Raw genomic sequence first — 20,579 nt, forward strand, 5'->3', positions numbered from 1 at the left:
GCGACCCTCCAGTGATGATTCGTCAACCCGCAGAACTTACGCCGCGTTCCTCGGCTTGAAAACCCTCCGTTGGGATGCGTTCGGCCCGGCACACGAACGCCACCGGCGACCGGCCGATCCGCGTCAGCACCACAGTGGACTCTTCGCTGCCGCGCGGTTTCAGCTTGCGACGCAAAGCGTCCGGGTCCACGTCGAGGCCGCGGACGAGGATTTCCAGCCGCCCGACGTCGAGCTTCTTCAACGCCTGCCCGAGCGTCTTTTCCCGATACGGCAATTGTTCCAGCACCCGGAAGGCCCGCACGCCGGGCGGTGGCGTGTCACCGGTGAGGTAGGCGATGCGTTCGTCCAGCTGCCACAAGCCGTGCCGAGCTGCGTAATGGCGCACGAGTCCAGCGCGCACGACCGCGCCGTCCGGGTCGACCAGCCACTCCCCCGCTGCTTGCACGGGAATGTCGTCTGGCTCCGCGTCGGTGAGAGTCCACTGTGAACCGTCCGAACGCAACACTGTCGCTCGGCGGGCAACACCGGACGAGAGCCCTCGCCACAGGCAGGCTTCGCGGACTTGGCCGTCGAGCGACACGAGTTCGACCTCGTCCGCCCACGGGGCGATGGAGAAATCCATGCCGGGCGCGCATTTCACCGACAGGACCCGGCCGGGATAGGCGGCCACGAGTTCGTCGAGCGGCGGCAGGAAGTCGGCCGGACGCCACACCCGGCGGCCAGCGGAGTCGCGGCGAGCAGGATCGGCGACTACCGCGGTGTCGCGGGAAACCGGGCGCAAGGCGTCGGAGCGGGCGATGAGCGGCGAGACTCCGGCGACGGAAGCGTTGTGCTGAGCCATTTTCAGCCGCACCGGATCCACATCGGACCCGATCGCGGCTGAAGCGACCCGGGACAGTTCAATCAGGTCCGCGCCGACTGAGCAGGTAACGTCGTGCACGGCGTGACCAGCCAGTCGCGAAGCCCGATGCCGTGCCACCGGCGTAGCGCTCGCCTGTTGCAAGGCGTCACCGGTGAAGAGCCACTCGCCGGACGAAGTCAGCTTCAGAACCGATTTACGCCGCAGCGCAACGGTTTCCAGCACCGGGGAAGCGTGTTCTCCGGCTACGCGACGAGCTGCCGTGACGTCCGCGATCCGCGATCCGTCCAAAGTGGAGCACTCGGCGAGCGCCGCCCGTCCCGCGGCGGAGCGCAGGAAGGCGACGTCGTCGAGCGTGAAACTGTAGGGCAATTCAGGACGGCCGCTTGGTCCCGGTGATCATCACGTTGTAGAACAGCTCGCGCGGCAGCACCTTCGACAGCAGCTTCTTGTCCAAAGCGGACAGCCGCAGCCACAGGTGGTAGGCGAACAGCCGCCAGCGCACGGTGAGCTTCTCCTGCGGCACCGCGGCCTCGAAGGTGCGGATCGGCCATCCGGCCAGCGCCGCGGAGAACTCCTCGGTGACCGCGCGGACGTCCTGGGCACCGGCGCCGCGCGCCATCGCTTCCAGCTCCGACGGGTCGAAGGTGTGGATGTCGACCACCGCCTCCAGCGCCGCCGCGCGCGAGGACTCGTCCAATTCGGACTGCGGACGCCGCCAGCCGCTCAGCGCGGGCAGCTTGGTGATGTTCGTGGTGAGGTACCAGGTGAGCTGGCCGAGCCTGCGCGCGTAGCGGTCGCCGATCTTCGTCGGCTCGCCCGCGAACACGAACCGCCCGCCCGGCTTGAGCACGCGCAGCACCTCGCCGAACGCCTGGCGCACGTCCGGGATGTGGTGCAGCACCGCGTGCCCGACCACGAGGTCGAACGTGTTGTCGTCGTAGGGGATCCGCTCCGCGTCGGCGACCCGGCCGTCGACGTCGAGACCGAGGCCCTCGGCGTTGCGCAACGCGACCTGCACCATGCCCGGCGACAGGTCGGTGACCGAACCCTTCTTCGCGACGCCGCCCTGCATCAGGTTCAGCAGGAAGAAACCGGTGCCGCTGCCCAGTTCCATCGCGTGCTGGTAAGGCTGGCCGTCGTCGCCCGCCACCGCGTTGAACACGTCAGTGGCGTAGGAGATGCAGCGCTCGTCGTAGGAAATGGACCACTTCTCGTCGTACGTCCCGGCTTCCCAGTCGTGGTAGAGGACGTTCGCGAGCTTCGGGTCGGCGTAGGCCGCCTTGACCTCGTCTTCGGTCGCGTGCGGGTTCGGCGCCGGGTCGGACACTCCTGAGTCGGACACGGAAGTCACTTCCCCTCGAAACTGGCTTTGCCGGGGCCGTTGTCGATGAACGACTGCATGCCGTTGCGCTGGTCCTCAGTCGCCCACAGCGCGGTGAACAGCTGCGTTTCGATCTTCAGGCCGGTGGCCAGGTCGACGTCGAGGCCGGAGTCGATCGCCGTCTTGGCCGCGCGCAGCGCCACCGCCGGGCCGTTCGCGAACTGCGACGCCCACTTGTGCGCGGCCGCGTACACGTCGTCCGGGGCGACGACCTCGTCGACGATGCCGAGCTTCAGCGCCTCCTCGGCCTTGACGAACCGGCCGGTGAAGATCAGGTCCTTGGCCTTGCTCGGGCCGATCAGCCGGGTCAGCCGCTGCGTGCCGCCCGCGCCGGGGATGATGCCGAGCTGGATCTCCGGCTGGCCGACCTTGACGTTGTCGCCGGCGATCCGCCAGTCCGCGGTCAGCGCCAGTTCGAGGCCGCCGCCGAGGGCGTAGCCGGTGATCGCGCAGACGACCGGCTTCGGGATGTTCGCGACCCGGGCGAGCGACGCGGTCAGCTCGGCGCCGAACTTCGCGATCTCCGGGTAGGTGCGGGAGGCCATCTCCTTGATGTCCGCGCCGCCGGCGAAGGTCTTCTCGCCGCCGTAGAGGATCACCGCGCGCACGTCGTCGCGGTCGGACGCCTCGCGCGCGGCCTCGGCGAGCTCGGCCTGCACCTGGTTGTTCAGCGCGTTGACCGGCGGCCGGTCCAGCCGGATCGTGCCGACCCCGCCCTCGACCTCCAGGGTTACGAACTCTCCCACGCGAACTCCTCCTCGTTAACGGCGTTGACGCAGCGCCAGCAGGCTACCGGCCGGTAAGGCCAACCTAGCCGACCTACCTGCGGCGGGCGAAGAACCGCTCGCCCGAGCGCTCCAGCACCAGGTCCTGGTCGAAGGTCTTGGACAGGTTCTCGCCGGTGATCACGTCGTCCACCAGCCCGGAGACGACCGCGCGGCCCTCGCGCAGCAGCAGCGCGTGGGTGAAGCCGGGCGGGATCTCCTCGACGTGGTGGGTGACCAGCACCATCGCCGGCGCGTCCGGGTCCATCGCGAGCGCCGACAGCCGGGCCACGAGGTCCTCGCGGCCGCCGAGGTCGAGCCCGGCGGCGGGCTCGTCGAGCAGCAGCAGCTCCGGGTCGGTCATCAGCGACCGGGCGATCAGCACGCGTTTGCGCTCGCCCTCGCTCAGCGTGCCGAAGGTGCGCTCGGCCAGGTGCGCGATGCCGAGCGTGCCGAGCAGTTCGGTCGCCCGGTCGAGGTCCATCCGGTCGTACTGCTCGCGCCAGCGGCCCACCACCGCGTACCCGGCGCTGACCACGACGTCGGCGACGCGCTCGTCGCCGGGCACGCGCTGGGCGATCGCGGCGGAGGTGAAGCCGATGCGCGGGCGCAGGTCGAAGATGTTCACCTTGCCGATGCGGTCGCCGAGCAAGTCGACTTCGCCGGAGGTGGGGTGCAGTTCGGCGGCGGCCAGGCGCAGCAGGGTGGTCTTGCCCGCGCCGTTCGGGCCGAGCACCACCCATCGCTCGTCCAGCTCGACCGCCCAGTCGAGGGCCGCGAGGAGGTCGTTTCCGGTACGGCGGACGCCGACACCGGACATCCGCACGACGAGGTCGTCAGGATCGCTGGGCAGGATCGGCTCGCTCACGAGCCCATTGTGGCGGTCGCCCGGGCACGGGCGCGCACCCGCCCGGGGCTAGCAACTCGCTCGTGAGTGTTTGTGCCGGTTGGAACCGGCACAAACACTCACGAGGCCCGGATGCGTGCCGGGTGTCCAGCCGCTGGGACGAGCGGCCGTGCTCGCGGCGCTGTGGCAGCATCCACGGCATGTCCAGGTCCGCGCGCCCCGTGTTGTGGCGCCGTCGCGCGATCGACCTGCTCCTGGTCGCTTCCAGCGGATGTAGCCGGGCGCGGCACGCACGCTGATCCTCGTCGGCGTGCCGCGTCGCCTCGTGCCCGGCATCTTCCGACTCATACCAGGAGCACCCGCGTTGACCACGTCCATCGTCCGTCCGGAAGTCGAAATCCACCCCCAGCTGACCGACCCGCTGCTGCCCGAGCTGCTGCACCCGGCGCGGCTGCTGTGGACGCCGCGCGAGCTGGCCGACCTGACCCGCACGGTCACCACCGAGCTGACCACCAGCCTGCGCGACGTCCTGCGCTTCGACGAAGACCAGCGCTGGTGGGCGCGCCTGGCGCTGACCGACGGCGTCGAACTGTGGCTGCTGTCGTGGTTGCCCGGCCAGCACACGAAACCGCACGACCACGGCGGCGCGTCGGGTTCGTTCACCGTGCTGCAAGGCGAACTCGGCGAGGAGTACCGCTACCCCGGCGGCCCGGTGCGCCGCCGCACGCACACCGCAGGGCAGGGCATCGGCTTCGGCGCCGGGCGCGCGCACCAGGTGCTCGGCGTCGGCAGCGAACCGGCGGCCAGCGTGCACGCCTACTCGCCGCCGCTGGTGCCGACCCGCGAGTACCCGAGCCTCGCCGACGTGCCGAACGAGATCCCGCCGCTTCCTGCCATCGTGCGGTCATGACCGCACTTGATGGTTTCCTCGCCGACGCCCGGTCCGCCTTGGACCGGGCGGACCCGGCGCGCGCCGCCGCCTTGCAGGCCGAGGGCGCGCTGATCGTCGACATCCGGCCGTACGCCAACCGGCTCGCCGAGGGCGAGATTCCCGGGTCGGTGGTGGTCGAGCGGATCCACCTGGAGTGGCGGCTGGCCCCGGAAAGCGAGTGGCGGCTGCCTGGGGTTTCGGCGGAGACCGTCGCGGTGGTGGTGTGCAACGAGGGGTACGCGTCGAGCCTGGCGGCGGCGGATTTGCAGCGGCTGGGACTGGCCAAGGCGACGGATCTCGTGGGCGGGTTCCGGGCTTGGGCGGCGGCTGGGCTGCCGGTACGGGAAGGCGGAACCCCGGCGGTCGATTGAGCTGGGGCGCGAGCGCCCCAATGTGGCATTGGGTGCGTCCCGCGCACCGAACGCCACATTGGGTGCGTCAGATGCACCCAATGTGGCATTGGGGCGCGAACTTGCTCAGGCGAGGACGACGCGGGCCAGTTCCGCCGGGCTCGCCAGCAGCGGGTGTTTCGGCAGCACCCGCACCGTGTAGCCGACCGAGCCCGCGCGCGGCAGGCGCAGGGTCGCGGCGAACGCGCCGATTCCGTCCGGCGTCATCGGGACCTGCACCGCGTCCGCGAGTTCGTCCCCGTCGCCGACCTGGCCCACCACGGCTTGGATGTCCACTTCGGACGGTTCGAGACCGGCGAGGTCGATCCGGGCGCGGATGGTGACCTCGGTGCCCACCACGAGCCGTTCGGTGTGGTCGTACTGGAGTTCGGCGTCGAAGATCCGCACGCGCGGCCACGCGACTTCCAGTTTGGTGCGGTAGTCGGCCAGCGAAAGCGCGCCCTGGTGGCCGTTGTCGGTGGCGGCGGTGACCATCCTCGACGCGGGCAGGTAGCCGGAATCCACGTACTCGCGGACCATGCGCGACGCCTGCACTCGCGGGCCCAGCGTTTCGAGCGTGTGCCAGACCATCGCGAGCCAGCCGGTCGGCACGCCGTCCGCGCCGGTGTCGTAGTAGAGCGGCGCGATCTGCTGGCCGAGCAGGTCGTACAGCGCCGCGGCTTCGAGGTCGTCGCGGCGGAGCGGGTCGGTGACGCCGTCCGCCGTAGGAATCGCCCAGCCGTTCGAGCCGTCGTAGCACTCGTCCCACCAACCGTCCTTGATGGACAGGTTCAGGCCGCCGTTGAGCGCAGACTTCATGCCCGACGTGCCGCACGCCTCCAGTGTCCGCACGGGGTTGTTCAGCCACACGTCGCAGCCGCGGTAGAGGTAGCGGGCCATCGACATGTCGTAGTCCGGCAGGAAGACGATGCGGTGGCGCACCGCGGGGTCGTCGACGAACCGCACGATCTGCTGGATCAGCTGCTTGCCGTTCTCGTCGGCGGGATGCGATTTGCCGCCGATCACGATCTGGATCGGCCGTTTTTCGTCCAGCAGCAGCGCGCGCAGCCGGTCCGGGTCGCGCAGCATCAGCGTGAGCCGCTTGTACGTCGGCACGCGGCGGGCGAAGCCGACGGTCAGCACGTCCGGGTCGAAAACGCGGTCGGTCCAGCCCAGTTCCAGTGCTGAGGCGCCACGCTGCATCCACGCCGCCCGCACCCGCCGCCGGACCTCGCCGACCAGCTTCTCGCGCAGTTCCCGGCGCAGTTCCCACAGCTGCTGGTCGCTGACGCCGTCGCGCAGCGAACTGTCCGGCGTGCGGCCCTCGTGGCCGAACTCCTCGTGGTTGCCGCCGAGCAGCGCGCTCAGCTCGCGCGCCACCCACGTCGGCCCGTGCACGCCGTTGGTGATCGACGCGATCGGCACCTCGGCGTCGTCGAAACCGGGCCACAGGCGGGAAAACATCCGGCGCGTGACGCGGCCGTGCAGCTCGGAGACACCGTTTGCACGCTGTGCCAGACGCAGCCCCATGTGCGCCATGTTGAACAGGCCGGGGTTGTCCTCCGCGCCGAGTTGCAGCACGCGGCGGACGTCGACGTCCGGGACGAGCCTGCCGTCGGAGAAGTAGCGCTGCACGAGGTCGACCGGGAAGCGGTCGATGCCCGCGCTGACCGGTGTGTGCGTGGTGAACACGGTGCCGGCGCGGACCGCGGGCAGCGCCTCGTCGAAGGCGAGCCCGTCGGACTGGATGATCTCGCGGGCGCGCTCCAGCCCGAGGAATCCGGCGTGCCCCTCGTTGGTGTGGAACACCTTCGGCTGCGGATGCCCGGTCAGCTCGCAGAACTTCCGCACCGCGCGGAACCCGCCGATGCCGGCCAGGATCTCCTGCCGGATCCGGTGGTCGGCGTCGCCGCCGTACAGCCGGTCGGTGACCGAGCGGAGGTCCTCGTCGTTGGCCTCGATGTCGGTGTCGAGCAGCAGCAGCGGGATCCGGCCGACGCGGGCCCGCCACATCTGCGCGCGCAGGTCGCGCCCGCCTGGCATGGCGACCTCGACCAGCACCGGGCGGCCGTCCTCGGTGACCAGTTCCAGCGGGAACGCGTTCGGGTCGATCACCGGGTAGTGCTCGACCTGCCAGCCGTCGAGCGACAGGCCCTGGCGGAAGTAGCCGGACCGGTACAGCAGGCCCACACCGACCATCGGGACGCCGAGGTCCGAGGCCGCCTTGAGGTGGTCGCCGGCGAGCACGCCGAGGCCGCCGGAGTAGTTCGGCAGCGCCTCGGTGACCCCGAATTCCATCGAGAAGTACGCGACCGCCCGCGGCAGGCCGTCATCGGTGCGCCGCTGGTACCAGCGCGGTTCGGTGAGGTAGCGCTCCAGCCCGGCCGCGGCCTCGCGGGTGCGGTTCAGGAAGTCCTCGTCCTTCGCCAGTTCTTCGAGCCGTTCCGGCGGCAGCGCGGTGAGCATGCGCAGCGGGTCGCGGATCTTGTTGAAGAGTTCGGCGTCCATCGAGGCGAACAGGTCGCGCGTCGGCGGATGCCAGGTCCAGCGAAGGTTGGTCGCGAGTGCGCCGAGCCCGGCGAGCGGCTCGGGCAGGCTGGCGCGGACGGTGAACCGGCGGACTGCACGCATGGTCAGCGACGATATCCGGCTCGCTTCGCGCGCGCTCGCACCCCACTTCGGGGATTGTCCGCGCGTTGCGCCATCCGGGTCAGTAATGTCCGGGTTCGTTGTCGGGACGCGGATGGGAACGAGGGAACATGAGCCGAGGGGGACGCCGGTACGCGCTGGTCGCGCTGGTCGCCGCGACCGTGCTGGGGACGGCCGCGTGCGGGGACAAGGCTCCTCCGGCGACACCGGGCGCCGGGAACGTCGCCGGGCTGCCGGTCACGCACTTCGAGAGCGGGCTGCGGACCGACGCGCCGCGGCCGGATCTGCGGGTCAAGAACGCCAGCGGCGGCGAGGACGACCAGCTCGCCACCGCCGCGATCGCGGACGTGCAGGCGTACTGGACCGAGGCGCTGCCCGCGGAGTTCGGCGGCAAGCGGTTCGAGCCGGTCAAATCGCTGCTGTCCTACGACTCGAAGCGCGACACCGAGGACACCGCGTGCGGCAGCGTCAAGCAGCTGGTGAACGCCTTCTACTGCGCGGGCGACGATTCGGTGGCGTGGGACCGCGGCGTGCTGCTGCCGATGCTGCGCAAGCGGTTCGGGCCGATGTCGGTGGTGACCGTGCTGGCGCACGAGTTCGGCCACGCGATCCAGTACCGGCTCGGGGCGACGGCGGGGATTTCGAAGTCGACGCCCACCGTCGTGAAGGAACAGCAGGCGGACTGCTTCGCCGGCGGGTACTTCCGGTGGGTCGCCGAGGACAAGAGCAAGTTCTACCGGGTGTCGACCGCGGAGGGGCTGGACCAGATCCTGGCCGCGATGTTCTTCATCCGCGACCAGGCCGGGACCAGCGCGACGGACCGGCAGGCGCACGGCACGGCGTTCGACCGGACGTACGCGTTCCAGGCCGGGTTCGAGAAGGGGCCGAAGGAATGCGCGGGGATGAACGCGCAGAACGTGCAGAAGCGGTTGACTGAGCGGCCGTTCGACTCGGGCGACAAGGGCAAGGGCGACACCCGGTTCGGCGAGCAGACGGTGACGGATCTGAAGGCCAGCCTTGACGAGGCGTTCAAGGGCGCGGGCGTGCAGGGGCCGCAGTTCCGGGCCGGGCCGGGGAGCTGCCCTGGCGGGCCGAGCACGCCGCCCGCGTCTTATTGCCCCAACGACAACACGGTGACCTTCGATCAGCGGGCGCTGGAGAAGCTGGCCGAGCCGGTGGACCAGGAAGCCGAGATGGCCGGCCGGGCCGGCGGCGGGCTGGGCGACTTCGCCGCCTTCGCCGAGTTGGCGTCGCGGTACGCGATCGGGGTCCAGAAGGGCGTGGGGGCGTCGATCGATACGCCTAACGCCGGCTTGCGGACCGCGTGCCTGGTGGGGGCTTGGGCGGCGTTCTCGAATCATCCGACGGGCGGGGTGAAGCTGAAGTTGTCGTCCGGAGACCTGGACGAGGCGATCGCGGATCTGCTCCGGCCGGACGGGCTGGTGTCGGCGAACGTGAACGGGGAGCGGCCGGACAGCGGGTTCGACCGGGTCGAGGCGCTGCGCCGCGGCTACCTCGAGGGGTCGTCTTCCTGCTCGAAGCAGTACCCCTGACAGCGGAAAGGGCCGCACCGTTCCGGTGCGGCCCTTTTTCGTCGGCTCAGAACAACGCGCTCGCCAGGTCGCGGCGGGCCTTCCCGACGCGCTCGTCCGACGGGTCGAAGAGCTCGAACAGCGCGACCAGGTGTTCGCGGACGCGGTTGCGATCGTCCCCGGCAGTGCGGCGGACGACGTCGACCAGGCGGCGGAACGCGCCTTCGACGTCCTGCTCGGCGATGTCCAGGTCAGCGGCCGCGAGCTGGGCGTCGATGTCCTTCGGGTCGGCTTCGGCCTTCTCGCGGGCGCTGGGGTCGGCGGCTTCGGCGCGGGCGGTGAACTTGACCTGGGCCAGCGCGTTCTTCGCCAGCTCGTTGGCCGGTTCGGCGTCCAGGATGCGCTCGTACGCGGCCTGCGCGGCGGCGTAGTCGCCTCGCTCGAAGGCGTCCTCGGCCTCGGTGAAGCGCGGGTCCTCCGGCTCTTCGACCGGACCGCGGGCTTCCTCGGCGGCGCGGATGCCGGGCAGGCGGTCGCGCAGGGCGTCGAGCAGCGAGCCCAGCCACTTGCGGATCTCCGGCTCCGGCAGCGCGCCGGAGAAGGCGTCCACGGGCTGGCCGCCGGCGATCGCGACCACGGTCGGGACCGATTGCGCGCCGAACGCCTGCGCGATGCGCGGGTTCGCCTCGACGTCGACCTTCGCGAGCACCCAGGCGCCGCCGCTCTCGCCCGCGAGCCGCTCCAGCACGGCGGTCAGCTGCTGGCACTGTTCGGAGAACCCGGCCCACAGGTCGACGACCACGAGCTGGTTGAGGGAAAGTTCGACGACGGACTGGAAGGTCGCCTCGGTGACCTCGAGCACCGTGTCCGACGACGGGGCCGGAGTGCCGCCCGGCTGTCCTGCCCCCGCCGTCGACGGCGGCTGGTTCCGGGACGCCTCCGCCCTGGCTTTGAGCGCGGACAGGTCGACCGCGCCGGACAACGCGGCGGACATGGCCGCTGAGTTCGCTGCAGATCCGCGTGGGTGTGTCACGCCCTCCATCCTGGCACGCCTCGCCGCGAGAGTTCAGCGGCAGCCCCGAGGTTCGCTTTTGGCATGAGCAGTCCGCTGAGGCATGCTCTGCGCGAGGACAACGAGGAGGCCGCAGGATGCTCAGCCGGCGCAACGTCACGGTGGCCGTCGCCGTCGTGGTCGCGGTGGCGTGGATCGCCAGCATCACGGCATCCGTCGCGCACCAGGACCCGCCCGGCGCGGCGTCCCCGCCGGAACTGCGCACGGAGCTGACCGCCGCGCTGAGCGGACGGGACGCGGACGCGCTCGCCGGGCTCTTCGACGTCCCCGGATCCGGCGGGGACGACCTTGCCAAGGACTACGTCGGCGTCCTCAAGGACGGGAACGCGCGCGACATCTCGGTGCAGCTCGCGCCGGACGAGCGCGCGCCGACCACGGTTATTGTGCGCGGGAAGACCGGCGCGGGCGAGCAGTTCAGCTATCGGCTCGCCGTGACCAGCGCCAAAGGACGCTGGACCGTCGCCTTCACCCCGCCGATTCCCTAGCTCAGCCCTCGCGCAGATGCGCTTCCACCCGCTCGACCTTCGCGGTGAGCTGGCCCGAGTCGTAGCCGGGGCGGATGTCGGCCTTCAGCACCAGCCCGACGCGCGCCGAGCCCTCGCCCGCGGCTTCCACCGCCTTCTTCACCACTGCCATCACGGAGTCCCAGTCGCCTTCGATCTCCGTGAACATGGAGCTGGTCGAGTTCGGCAGCCCCGATTCGCGCACCACCTTCACCGCGCGCGAGACGGCCTCGCTCACTCCGCCGTCCGGTTCTCCCGCCGAGGGGCTCACGCTGAACGCGACGATCATGCGGCTTTCCTTTCCCTGTTCCCGCAGGGCGACCCCCACGACCGGGGTACCCGCTGGTAGCTTCGGTTGCCATGAACCGTCCGCTGCCGTTCGATCCGATCGCCCGTGCCGCGCAGCTGTGGGAAGACCGGATCGGCCCGGCCGGAACCATGGCCGCGGTCACCGGTGTGATGCGGGTGCAGCAGATCATCCAGTCGGCGGTCGACGGCGCTCTCAAGCCGCACGGCCTCACCTTCGCCCGCTACGAGGCGCTAGTGCTGCTCACCTTCTCCCGCAACGCGCGGCTGCCGATGCGGGTGATGGGCGAACGGCTGCAGCTGCATCCCACCAGCGTCACCAACATAGTGGACCGGCTCGAGCGCGACGGGCTCGTGAAGCGCGTGCCGCATCCGACCGACCGGCGCACGACGCTCGTCGAGATCACCGACGAGGGGCGCGCGCTGCGGGAGACCGCCACCGCCGCGGTCACCGGCATCGACTTCGGGCTCACCGGGCTCACCGAGCGGCAGGTGGAGCAGCTGACCGAACTGCTCACCAAGGTGCGCAAGTCGGCGGGCGATTTCACCTCGTGACGCGCGAAGGGCCCGCGCGGTTCGCACGGGCCCTTCGGGAAAAGCGGAAGATCAGACGCCGACCGGCTCCTGCGCGCGGACGAAGAGTCCGACGCCGCCGTGGGTCAGCCGCTGCGGGCCGTCGAGCTTGCCGTTGCGCAGGGCCCACTTCTCGAACAGCCAGGTGAACAGCGGCGGGATGCTCGCGAGCAGCGCCAGCACCAGGGTCTTGCCCCGCCAGCCCAGCGGCTTGGCCACGGACAGGGAGACGATCACGTACAGGGCGAAGACGACGCCGTGCACCATGCCGAGGACGGGCACGCCGCCCTCGTTAGACGCGTCGACGACGTACTTGAGAAACATCCCGATCAGCAAGCCGAGCCAGGACAGAGCCTCGGCGACTGCGGCCACGCGGAACACGAGAGCGGCCTTGCTGGACACGACATCCTCCTGTGCGTCACCCGGTGCGTGCTGACTGCACACACAAAAAACACGTCCGACGCGACTGTCCAAGGCGGACGGAAACCGCCTGGCGTCAACAGCGCTGTCGAACGAGTATGAGACCAGTGTGAGGCGTGACCGGCCTCACCGGAACACCGGGGCCCGTGACTCTGGTCACGAGCGATCAGGGCAAAGGTCTGCACCAATTCCGGACAGGGGGCGGAAACGGGCGGGAAATGCCCGGTTAACGGGAAAGACCGCCTCCCGATCCCAGGATCCGGGAGGCGGTCTTCACCGACTGTCCTGCCGCGATCACTAACCGGCACAAGGAGAAGCCGGTGCGGAGAAGCGTGACGTTCCCCACGTGGCCTTCGATGCGTCGCCGGTCAGCGAGAAGTCCAGAGTGGACCCGCGGCGCAGTTGTTCGAGGCTGACGAACGTTTTGTCCGACGCCGTGCCGTTGACGCGCAGCCCGGAGACGTACTGCAATTGCGCCCCGCTCGCGCCGCGCGCGTTGATGGTGAAGTCGCGGCCGTTCGGCAGGTGCAGCACGGACTTGGCGAACCGCGGCGCGTTGAGCACGAAGTTGCCGGTGCCCGGGACAGCCGGGTAGAGGCCGAGGGCGCTGAAGACGTACCAGGCGGACATGGTGCCGAGGTCGTCGTTCCCGGTGACGCCGTTGGGGGCGTTCGTGAACAGCGTGTGCGCGGCCCGCACCACCGCGGAGGTCTTCCACGGCTGTCCGGTGAGCGTGTACATCCACGGCGAGTGCAGATCGGGCTCGTTGTTGGGGTTGTAGCGGAACTGCTTGTAGTAGTCGTACGGGCCGACGACCCACTTCTCGTGCGCGGTCTTCGCCGGATCCTTGACCAGGTCGTCGTAGGCGAAGAAGTCGTCGAGCCGTTTGCCCGCGTTGGCCGCACCGCCCATCTTCGCGACCAGGCCGGGCACGTCCTGCTGCACCAGCCACTGGTACTGCCACGCGGTGCCTTCGTGGAAGCCGTCCTGGCCTTGCGGGCTGTACGGGCCGTCGGCCGGGGTGTACCAGCTGCCGCCGGTCACCTTCGGGCGGAAGTAGCCGGTGAAGCCGCGGTCGGTCACCGACGGATCCCAGAGCGTCGCGTACGTCCGGCCCTTGGCGGCCAGCTGCTTCGCGTCTTGCTTACGGCCGAGCGCGGAGGCCATCACCGAGAGGGAGCAGTCGGCGAGGGCGTATTCGAGGGTCGCGGACGCGCCGTGTGCCGGGTCGGTGTCCTGGCCCTTTTTCGGGAAGTTCGGGTCGTATTGGACGAATCCGCCGGCCTGGTAGCTCGCGTTGCCGGAGCGGCCTTGGAACGGCGACGACGCGGGCGGGATTTCGCGGGAGTTCTGCAGCAGCGCTTGGTAGGCGTGCATTTCGTCGCCGCTCAGCGCGCCGAACCGCCACAGGTCGACCAGGAACGGCGTGACTGGGTCTCCGGTCATGGTGTTGGTTTCCTGGCTCGCGTACGCCCAGCGCGGGAGCCAGCCGCCTTGGTCGTGGATGGCGAGGATGCTCTTCGCGACGTCGCGGGCCCGGTCCGGTTTCAGCAGGGCCAGCAACTGGTTCTGCGAGCGATAAGTGTCCCAGAGGGAGAAGAAGTCGTAGTACGTCCAGCCGATCGCTCGGTGGATCTTCTTGTCGAAGCCGTAGTACCGGCCGTCGGCGTCGTTGGCGGTCAGCGGTTGCAGGAAGGCGTGGTAGAGCGAGGTGTAGAAGACCGTGCGGTCGTCCGGGGCGCCGCCGGTGATGTCCACACTGGACAGCTCACGGCGCCAGTCACGCTGGACGTCGTTCTTCACCGCCTCGAACGGACGGACGCGCGAGGCGGCGAGGTTCGTGTCCGCGCCGCGCGCGTCCACTTGGGAAATCGACGTGGTGGCAGTGACCTGGCCGCCCTTCGGGAAGGTCAGCCACGCGCCGCGCAGGCCCGCGCCCCCTTGTGCCGAACGGCTTCCAGGTGTGCCGCCGTCCGGCGACCACGTGCCGTAGGAAGAGAACGGCTGGTCGAATTTCGTGGTGAAGTAAGTGGTGTAGGGCTTGCCACCGCAGAAGGCCTGCGATTCGACGGTGCCCGCGATGGTGTGGTCGTCGATGATCCGGACACTGCTGCCGCTGACCGGCTCCTTCGCGTTGGCCTGTCCGACGTTCACGAAAACGTTGGCTGGGCCGGATTTGTCGAAGGAATACCGTTCGACGCCGCTGCGCGTGCTGGCGGTGGTTTCGACGTCGATGCCGCCGTATCCGGTCAGGTGCACCTTGTAGTAGCCGGGTTTGCCGACTTCACCCTCGTGCGTATACGGCGCGGCGTACTTGGCTTGGTCGAACGTCGCGGGCTTGCTGGTGTCGAACGCCGCGCCCGGGCCGATGTCTCCAGTGGTGGGCAGCATGGACACCAGACCGCCCTGTTCCCAGCAGCCCGCTCCGGACAGGAAGAAGTGGCCGAAGCCGCGAATCGCCGTGTCGGTGTAGAGATATCCGGCGTAATGCGTGGTGATGGGGCTGGATTGGACCATGCCGAACGGCGCGGACGCACCGGGGAAAGTGTTGCCCTCGTCCTGTGTGCCGATGAACGTGTTCACCGCGTCCAGCGGATCGGCCGGACGCGCTTGTGCCGCGACCGGCGTGAGCGCCGCCGCGGTGACAGCGAGCGCCATCGCGCCCGCCAGAACCCTGCTCCTCATGTGACTCCTCTGGGAAAAGTACGTGAGGGGAACCCTGAAGGACTTGAGTCCTTCAGGGTTCCCCTCACGGAAGGTCAGCCCGCGGCGATGGCGAACACGTGCATCGAGCCGCCGCTGACGCCGCTCGGCAATGTCACGCTCGCGACGGTTTTGCCCGCGTCCAGCGTGATCGGCGCGGTGGCGAACACCATCGTGCGGATCTGCTGCGGGTCGCCGCCCGCGGAGTTGCGGTACGGCGTGGACAGGACGATCCGGTTGCCGAACGCCGGCTGCGCTCCGCCGCCGCCGAGGGTCCAGTCGGAGAATCCGACGGTGGCGGTGGACTTGCTGCCGTCGGTGTAGGTGACGGTGAGCGTGCCCTGGGCGTTGCCGTTGCTGGCGGAGCCGAGCAGCGCGAGCCGTCCCGAACCGGACAGAGTGATCGTCTGGCCCGAGGCCACGACGTTGTCCGGGTCGCCGGCCGGGTACGACGGCCAGGTGAAGTTCAGCCCGTCGCTCGACACCGTGCTGCCCGGCTTGGCGCCGGCCTTGGCCAGCGCGTCCGCGGAGTAGCTCCAGCCGCCGCCGTCGAAGTTCCCGGCCGCCGAGTTCGCGTCCGGCGACAGACCGGTGTTGTTCACCGTGGCCGGCCAACTGTTCGGCTTCGCCACCAGGACGGTCAGCACCGCCTGGACGTCCGCGAGACCCGGCGAGGAGAACGTGACCGGGATCCGGCGCGGACCGTCGGAGGTGCCCGCCGGAACGCTCACCGTCACGTCAGCGTGACCCTTGCCCGCCGCCGGGACCTGGACGGAGCCGGTCGCGGGGGTCAGCGTGATGCCGTCCGCGCTGCCCGCGGAATAAGTCCAGGTCCTCGCGGCGCCGGACAGATCCTGCACGCCCACCGAGGCGGTCGAGGTCGTGCCGGCGGGCACCACCGCGCGCGCCGGGTCCACAAAGGACAGGCTCGGCTTCTCCTGCTCGCGGAACGACGGCGGCGCGTCAGCCGGAGCGGAGCCCCACGCGGTCGCGGTCGTCGAGCGAGTGAAGTCCAGCTTGCCGCCCTGAGATATCAACCCTTCCGACAGCCATGCCTTGCCGGCCGCACTGCCGTTCACCTGCAGGGCGCTGGTGTACTCACCGGTGCCGGGAGCGTTGACAGTGATCTTCTTGCCCGCCCCGGTGGTCACCTCGGCGTGCGCGAAGCGCGGCGTGGTCAGCACGGTTTCGGCGCGGCCCGGGATCTCCGGGTAGACGCCGAGCGCGGACCAGACGTACCAGGACGACATCTGCCCGAGGTCGTCGTTGCCGATCAAGCCTTCCGGACGCGGGTTGTACAGCTCGTCCATCGCCCGGCGCACGATGTTCTGCGTCTTCGCCGGAGCGCCGGCGAACGAGTACACGTACGGCGCGTTCGAGTTCGGCTCGTTGCCCAGGAACGCGTACGGCTCATGGGTTCCGGCGTTCAGCTTGGTGAAGAACGTGTCCAAACGCGACTGCGTGGCAGTGTTGCCGCCGAAGGCGGTCACGAGACCGGCGAGGTCGTACGGAACCATCCAGTCGTACTGCGCGCCGTTGCCCTCGACCCAGCCCTGCGAGCTCGCCGGGTCGTAGTTCCCGGAGAAGGAACCGTCCGCGTTGCGCGGCTGAAGATGTCCGCTGCCCGGGTTGTAGAGGTTCTGCCAGTACTGCGCGCGCTTCATGAACGTGGTGTACGTGGCGCTGTCGCCGAGCCGCTTCGCGAACTGGGCGATGGCGAAGTCCGCGCTCGTGTACTCCAGGGTGTCCGCCGCCGCGCCGGGCACGTAGCCGAGCCGCTGGTAGTCCTGCAGACCCGGGCGTTCGGTGTAGCCCTGCGTCGGCTGCGTCGCACCCTTGATCATGAGCAGCAACGCTTTCTGCGCGTCGAAATCGCGCGCACCGAACGCGTAAGCGCTGGAAACGATGATGTGGTACGGATCCCCGTTCATCACGCCGGTGTAGTCGTTCGCCACCGTCCAGCGGTCCCACGAACCGCCTTGTTCGGCGAAGGCCATCATCGAGCGCACGAGGTCCGAGGTCTGTTTCGGCGCGATCGTGGCCAGCAAGGGGACTTCTGAGCGGTAGATGTCCCAGCCGGAGATGTTGGTGTACATCGCGTGCCCGCGCTCGGCCTGGTGGATCCGGCCGTCGAAACCGGGGTAGCGACCGTCCACATCGGAGAACACATTCGGCTGGATCAGCGAGTGGTACAGCGAGGTGTAGAACGTCGTGGTGTCGGCGTCGCTGCCGCCGCTGACCTGGATCTTGCCGAGCTGGTCGTTCCACGCCTTCCGCGCGGACGCCGCCACCGCGTCGAACGACTGCTTGCCGTTGTTCTCCTCCTTCAGGTTCGCCTTCGCCCCGTCGACGGACACAAAGGACAGTCCGACCTGGACGTTGACCTGCGCGCCGTTGAGATTCGGGAACGTCACGTACCCGCCGCTGCCCGGTCCGCTGACCGTGGTGTCCTGCGGTTTCGCCGCCGCCGGGCGCGCCATCGACGAGCCGATCCCGTTGGGCTGCGCGACCTTCGCCTTGGCCCCGCCGGTCTCCGCGGTCTTGCCCGGCGTCACCGCGCCGTTCTTCCACGTCCCGACGGACTCGAACGGGGTGTCGAACTTCGCCGAGAAATAGACCCGGTATGTGTTCTTCGCGCCGCAGAACCGGCCGCTGGTCGCCCAGCCGCTGATGGTGTCCTTGCCGATGCTGATCGACGCGTCGTCGGTGCCGTTGACCGAACCGGAGGTGTTGACCAGCAACGTCGACGCCGCGCCCGCCGGGTAGGTGAAGCGGCCGGAACCGGTGCGCTGCGTCGCGCTCAGCTCGACCTTCGCGCCGTTGTCCAGGGCGACGTCGTACGCGCCAGCGGTCGCGTGCTCGTTCTGATGCGAGAAGGTCGAGGTGTAGTGGCCCGGGTCGGTCGCGGGCGACGTGCTGATCTCGCCGACGTATGGCATGAACGGCAGGTCCTGATAAGTGGTGCAGCCCGCGCCGGAAAGGTGCGTGAGGCTGAATCCGGTGATCGTGTTGTCGTCGTAGAAATAGCCGCCCGGCTGGGATTTCTTCGTGTCCGGGCTCCACTGCACCATCCCGAACGGCGCGACCGCGCCGGGGAAGGTGTTGCCCGCGCCGCCGCCGGTTCCGTGGTCCGCGCCGCCGGGCCGGGTGCCGACGAACGGGTTCACCCACTTCGCCGGGTCGGCGGTCTTCGCGGCGCTCGCCGCGGGATCGGCCAGTGCCGGGGCGGCCGGGGCCACCGCCGCCACGACCGCGGATGTCAGGAAGATCAGTCCGGCTCTCCAGCGCGCTCGCGCCATCGCCATCGCCTCTCCAGTTGTTCCGGCGCGAATCCGCCGTCACCAGCCGTCGAGGCATCGATGACAACCTTGTCGCGCACCGTCGATGCGGGCTACCTTCGGCAATGGCTCACCGGATCGTCAAGACCGAGGTGAGAGCCTGTCCGATTCGAGACAACGATGTCCACCATCCGCACCAGCGCATTCGGCGAAGCGGGCAGCGTGCGCCCGCGGCCATTGACAGCGCGGGCGCGGATGGTGTCCAATCCCCCGCATTATGACAACGTTGTCTCACTCGGGCCGGGACGCGGACGGGCTTCCCCGCCCCGCCAGCAGGCGGGCCACGATGAGCGATGTGGCCCGGCTGGCCGGCGTCAGCATCAAAACGGTGTCGCGGGTCGTCAACGACGAGCCCGCGGTGCATCCGGACACCGCCGAGCGCGTGGTGGCCGCGATCGAACAGCTGGGGTTCCGCCGGAACCTCGGCGCCCGCAACCTGCGCCGCGGTTCGACCACCGGCACCATCGGCCTGGTCGTCGAGGACGTCGGCAACCCCTTCTACTCCGAGCTGAACCGCGCGGTGGAACGGATCGCGACGTCGTTCGGCAGACATGTGCTGACCGGATCGTCCGGCGAGAACTCCGACCGCGAGCGCGAACTGTCGCTGGAGTTCTGCGCGCGGCGCGTGGACGGGCTGCTGATCGTGCCCGCCGGGCTGCAGCACGGGTATCTCGTGCCGGAGATGCGCGCGGGCACGCCGGTGGTGTTCCTCGACCGCCCGGCCGGCGACATCGTGGCGGACACCGTGCTCGTCGACAACCTCGGCGGCACCATCGAAGCGGTCGGCCACCTCGTGCGGCACGGCCACCGGCGGATCGCGTTCCTCGGCGACAGCCCGGACATCTTCACCGCCGCCGAACGCCTGCGCGGGTTCCGGGAAGGCTGTGTGCGCAACGGGATCTCCTACGACGAGAGCCTCGTGGCGATGCAGACGCCGACGCCGGAAACCGTCGGCCACGCGGTGCGCAAGCTGGTCGGCGGGCCGAATCCGGCCACCGCCGTGATCGCGGGCAACAACCGGGTCGCGGTGCACCTGCTGCGCACGCTCGCGCACGCCGAGCACCGGCCCGCGCTGGTGAGCTTCGACGATTTCGAACTGGCGGATCTGCTCGACCCGCCGGTCACCGTGATCGCCCACGACGTCAGCGCCCTCGGGCACGCAGCGGCCGAGCTGCTGTTCGCCCGGATCCAGGGAGATCAGTCCGCCCCGAGAAAGGTAGTTCTGCCCGTGCACCTAGTCGCCCGCGGTTCCGGTGAGGCCGCCCTGTGACCAAGCACCTCGAGCCGGTCGCGCTCCCGGCCAACCAGCCGCCGCAGTTCTACCGGGGCGGCGACGCGATCGCCGCCCTGCGCGGCGCCAGCGGCACCGACTCGAAGTTCGGGCCGGAGGACTGGGTCGGTTCCGTCACCACCATGTTCGGCCAGGAGACCAACGGTCTCACCAAGCTGCCCAGCGGGATCTGGCTGCGCGACGCGGTCGGCGGCGACCCGGACGCGTGGCTGGGCGCGGCGCACGTCGCCAAACTCGGCGACTCGACCGGCCTGCTGGTCAAGCTGCTCGACGCCGGACAGCGGCTTCCGGTGCACTTCCACCCGACGGATTCGTTCGCCCGCAAGCACTTCGACTCGCACTTCGGCAAGACCGAGGCGTGGATCGTGGTCGGCACCTACGGCGACGACCCGCGCGTGTACCCCGGTTTCCGGGAGACGCTGAGCAAGGAAACCGTCGCCGAATGGACCCGCGAACAGGACGCGCCGAGCATGCTGGGCGCGCTCAACAGCATCCCGGTGCAGGCGGGCGACACGGTCTACATCCCGGCCGGGCTGCCGCACGCGATCGGCGAGGGCGTGTTCGTGGTCGAACTCCAGCAGCCGACAGACTTCTCGCTGACCCTGGAGTGGCGTGATTTCCTCGCCTCGCCGGAAAAGGGCCACCTCGGCATCGGCTTCGACACCGCGATCGAAACGCTCGACACCTCGGGCTGGGACGAAGACCGGCTCAAGACGATCGTGAAGCACACCTCCGGCGACGAAGCGACCACAGTGGACTTGCTCGCGCCGGCCTCGGCGGAGTTCTTCCGCGCCGACCGCATTCAGTTGTCCGGCAACGCTTTCTCGCTCGACCCGTCGTTCAGCGTGCTCGTCGCGCTCGACGGCGAGGGCGCCTTGCGCACCGAGCGCGGCGGCGAGTTCCCGGTGGCGAAGGGCGACACCTACGCGGTGCCGTTCTCCGCGGGCCAGACCGAGTTGTCCGGCTCGCTCACCGTCGTCCGCTGCCGTCCGCCCGCCCCGGAAAGGAGTTAGCGCCG

The 20,579-nt window shown here is 69.7% G+C and carries 17 protein-coding genes; 7 read left to right on the forward strand and 10 right to left on the reverse strand.

Going from position 1 to position 20,579, the window contains the following annotated elements; genetic code table 11:
• Positions 1–22: 22 nt before the first annotated feature.
• The 4 genes from H4281_RS19050 to H4281_RS19065 all read right to left on the reverse strand — a co-directional run bounded on the left by H4281_RS19050 (position 23) and on the right by H4281_RS19065 (position 3,875).
• Entirely contained in the window at positions 23–1,231 is a 1,209-nt protein-coding gene (locus H4281_RS19050) for a class I SAM-dependent methyltransferase (RefSeq protein ID WP_182892281.1), read from the reverse strand.
• 1 nt (position 1,232) lies between these two features.
• Positions 1,233–2,189: a class I SAM-dependent methyltransferase gene (locus tag H4281_RS19055; RefSeq protein ID WP_182892590.1), complete on the reverse strand. Its 957-nt coding sequence runs from the start codon at positions 2,187–2,189 to the stop codon at positions 1,233–1,235.
• 20 nt (positions 2,190–2,209) lie between these two features.
• Complete coding sequence (locus tag H4281_RS19060) at positions 2,210–2,989, reverse strand: enoyl-CoA hydratase/isomerase family protein (protein WP_037811874.1); 780 nt, start codon at positions 2,987–2,989, stop codon at positions 2,210–2,212.
• Positions 2,990–3,062: 73 nt separating this feature from the next.
• The gene (locus tag H4281_RS19065) at positions 3,063–3,875 is read right to left on the reverse strand and encodes an ABC transporter ATP-binding protein (RefSeq protein ID WP_182892282.1); all 813 of its coding nucleotides are present in this window, start codon (positions 3,873–3,875) and stop codon (positions 3,063–3,065) included.
• A 343-nt stretch (positions 3,876–4,218) separates the two neighbouring features.
• Here H4281_RS19065 and H4281_RS19070 point away from each other — a divergent pair, with 343 nt between their 5' ends.
• Both H4281_RS19070 and H4281_RS19075 read left to right on the forward strand, forming a co-directional pair.
• Positions 4,219–4,764 (forward strand): cysteine dioxygenase, encoded by a 546-nt coding sequence (locus H4281_RS19070; protein ID WP_182892283.1) that lies wholly within the window; start codon positions 4,219–4,221, stop codon positions 4,762–4,764.
• On the forward strand, positions 4,761–5,156 hold the full coding sequence (locus H4281_RS19075) for a rhodanese-like domain-containing protein (protein WP_182892284.1): 396 nt from the start codon (positions 4,761–4,763) through the stop codon (positions 5,154–5,156). The genes H4281_RS19070 and H4281_RS19075 overlap by 4 nt, the downstream gene beginning before the upstream one ends.
• Before the next feature lie 105 nt (positions 5,157–5,261).
• Here the strand turns inward: H4281_RS19075 and glgP are convergent, their stop codons facing one another.
• Entirely contained in the window at positions 5,262–7,805 is a 2,544-nt protein-coding gene (gene glgP / locus H4281_RS19080; protein WP_182892285.1) for an alpha-glucan family phosphorylase, read from the reverse strand.
• Positions 7,806–7,933: 128 nt separating this feature from the next.
• Here glgP and H4281_RS19085 point away from each other — a divergent pair, with 128 nt between their 5' ends.
• A complete protein-coding gene (locus H4281_RS19085) occupies positions 7,934–9,376 on the forward strand; it encodes a neutral zinc metallopeptidase (RefSeq protein ID WP_182892286.1) in 1,443 nt (480 codons plus the stop codon).
• 46 nt (positions 9,377–9,422) lie between these two features.
• Here H4281_RS19085 and H4281_RS19090 read toward each other — a convergent pair whose 3' ends face one another.
• Positions 9,423–10,349 (reverse strand): tetratricopeptide repeat protein, encoded by a 927-nt coding sequence (locus H4281_RS19090; protein WP_220507458.1) that lies wholly within the window; start codon positions 10,347–10,349, stop codon positions 9,423–9,425.
• Between the two features lie 155 nt (positions 10,350–10,504).
• Between H4281_RS19090 and H4281_RS19095 the strand changes: the two genes are divergently transcribed.
• A complete protein-coding gene (locus tag H4281_RS19095) occupies positions 10,505–10,912 on the forward strand; it encodes a hypothetical protein (RefSeq protein ID WP_182892288.1) in 408 nt (135 codons plus the stop codon).
• A gap of 1 nt (position 10,913) precedes the next feature.
• On the opposite strand, the gene H4281_RS19100 is transcribed toward H4281_RS19095, so the two are convergent.
• Positions 10,914–11,219 (reverse strand): thiamine-binding protein, encoded by a 306-nt coding sequence (locus H4281_RS19100; RefSeq protein WP_182892289.1) that lies wholly within the window; start codon positions 11,217–11,219, stop codon positions 10,914–10,916.
• A gap of 71 nt (positions 11,220–11,290) precedes the next feature.
• Between H4281_RS19100 and H4281_RS19105 the strand changes: the two genes are divergently transcribed.
• Complete coding sequence (locus H4281_RS19105) at positions 11,291–11,791, forward strand: MarR family winged helix-turn-helix transcriptional regulator (protein WP_182892290.1); 501 nt, start codon at positions 11,291–11,293, stop codon at positions 11,789–11,791.
• A gap of 51 nt (positions 11,792–11,842) precedes the next feature.
• Here H4281_RS19105 and H4281_RS19110 read toward each other — a convergent pair whose 3' ends face one another.
• From H4281_RS19110 to H4281_RS19120, 3 genes are all read right to left on the reverse strand, one after another.
• Entirely contained in the window at positions 11,843–12,211 is a 369-nt protein-coding gene (locus H4281_RS19110; protein WP_037811885.1) for a DUF3817 domain-containing protein, read from the reverse strand.
• A gap of 315 nt (positions 12,212–12,526) precedes the next feature.
• A complete protein-coding gene (locus H4281_RS19115; RefSeq protein ID WP_182892291.1) occupies positions 12,527–14,914 on the reverse strand; it encodes a GH92 family glycosyl hydrolase in 2,388 nt (795 codons plus the stop codon).
• A 74-nt stretch (positions 14,915–14,988) separates the two neighbouring features.
• A complete protein-coding gene (locus H4281_RS19120; protein WP_246412064.1) occupies positions 14,989–18,237 on the reverse strand; it encodes a GH92 family glycosyl hydrolase in 3,249 nt (1,082 codons plus the stop codon).
• A 319-nt stretch (positions 18,238–18,556) separates the two neighbouring features.
• Here H4281_RS19120 and H4281_RS19125 point away from each other — a divergent pair, with 319 nt between their 5' ends.
• Positions 18,557–19,540 carry a LacI family DNA-binding transcriptional regulator gene (locus H4281_RS19125; RefSeq protein ID WP_182892292.1) on the forward strand — a complete coding sequence of 328 codons (984 nt, stop codon included), beginning with the start codon at positions 18,557–18,559 and terminating at the stop codon, positions 19,538–19,540.
• Positions 19,537–20,574 carry a class I mannose-6-phosphate isomerase gene (locus H4281_RS19130; protein ID WP_182892293.1) on the forward strand — a complete coding sequence of 346 codons (1,038 nt, stop codon included), beginning with the start codon at positions 19,537–19,539 and terminating at the stop codon, positions 20,572–20,574. Before H4281_RS19125 ends, H4281_RS19130 begins: the two co-directional genes overlap by 4 nt.
• Positions 20,575–20,579 lie beyond the last annotated feature (5 nt).

This window comes from Amycolatopsis dendrobii, from assembly GCF_014145675.1.
Taxonomy (GTDB): Bacteria; Actinomycetota; Actinomycetes; order Mycobacteriales; family Pseudonocardiaceae; genus Amycolatopsis; species Amycolatopsis dendrobii.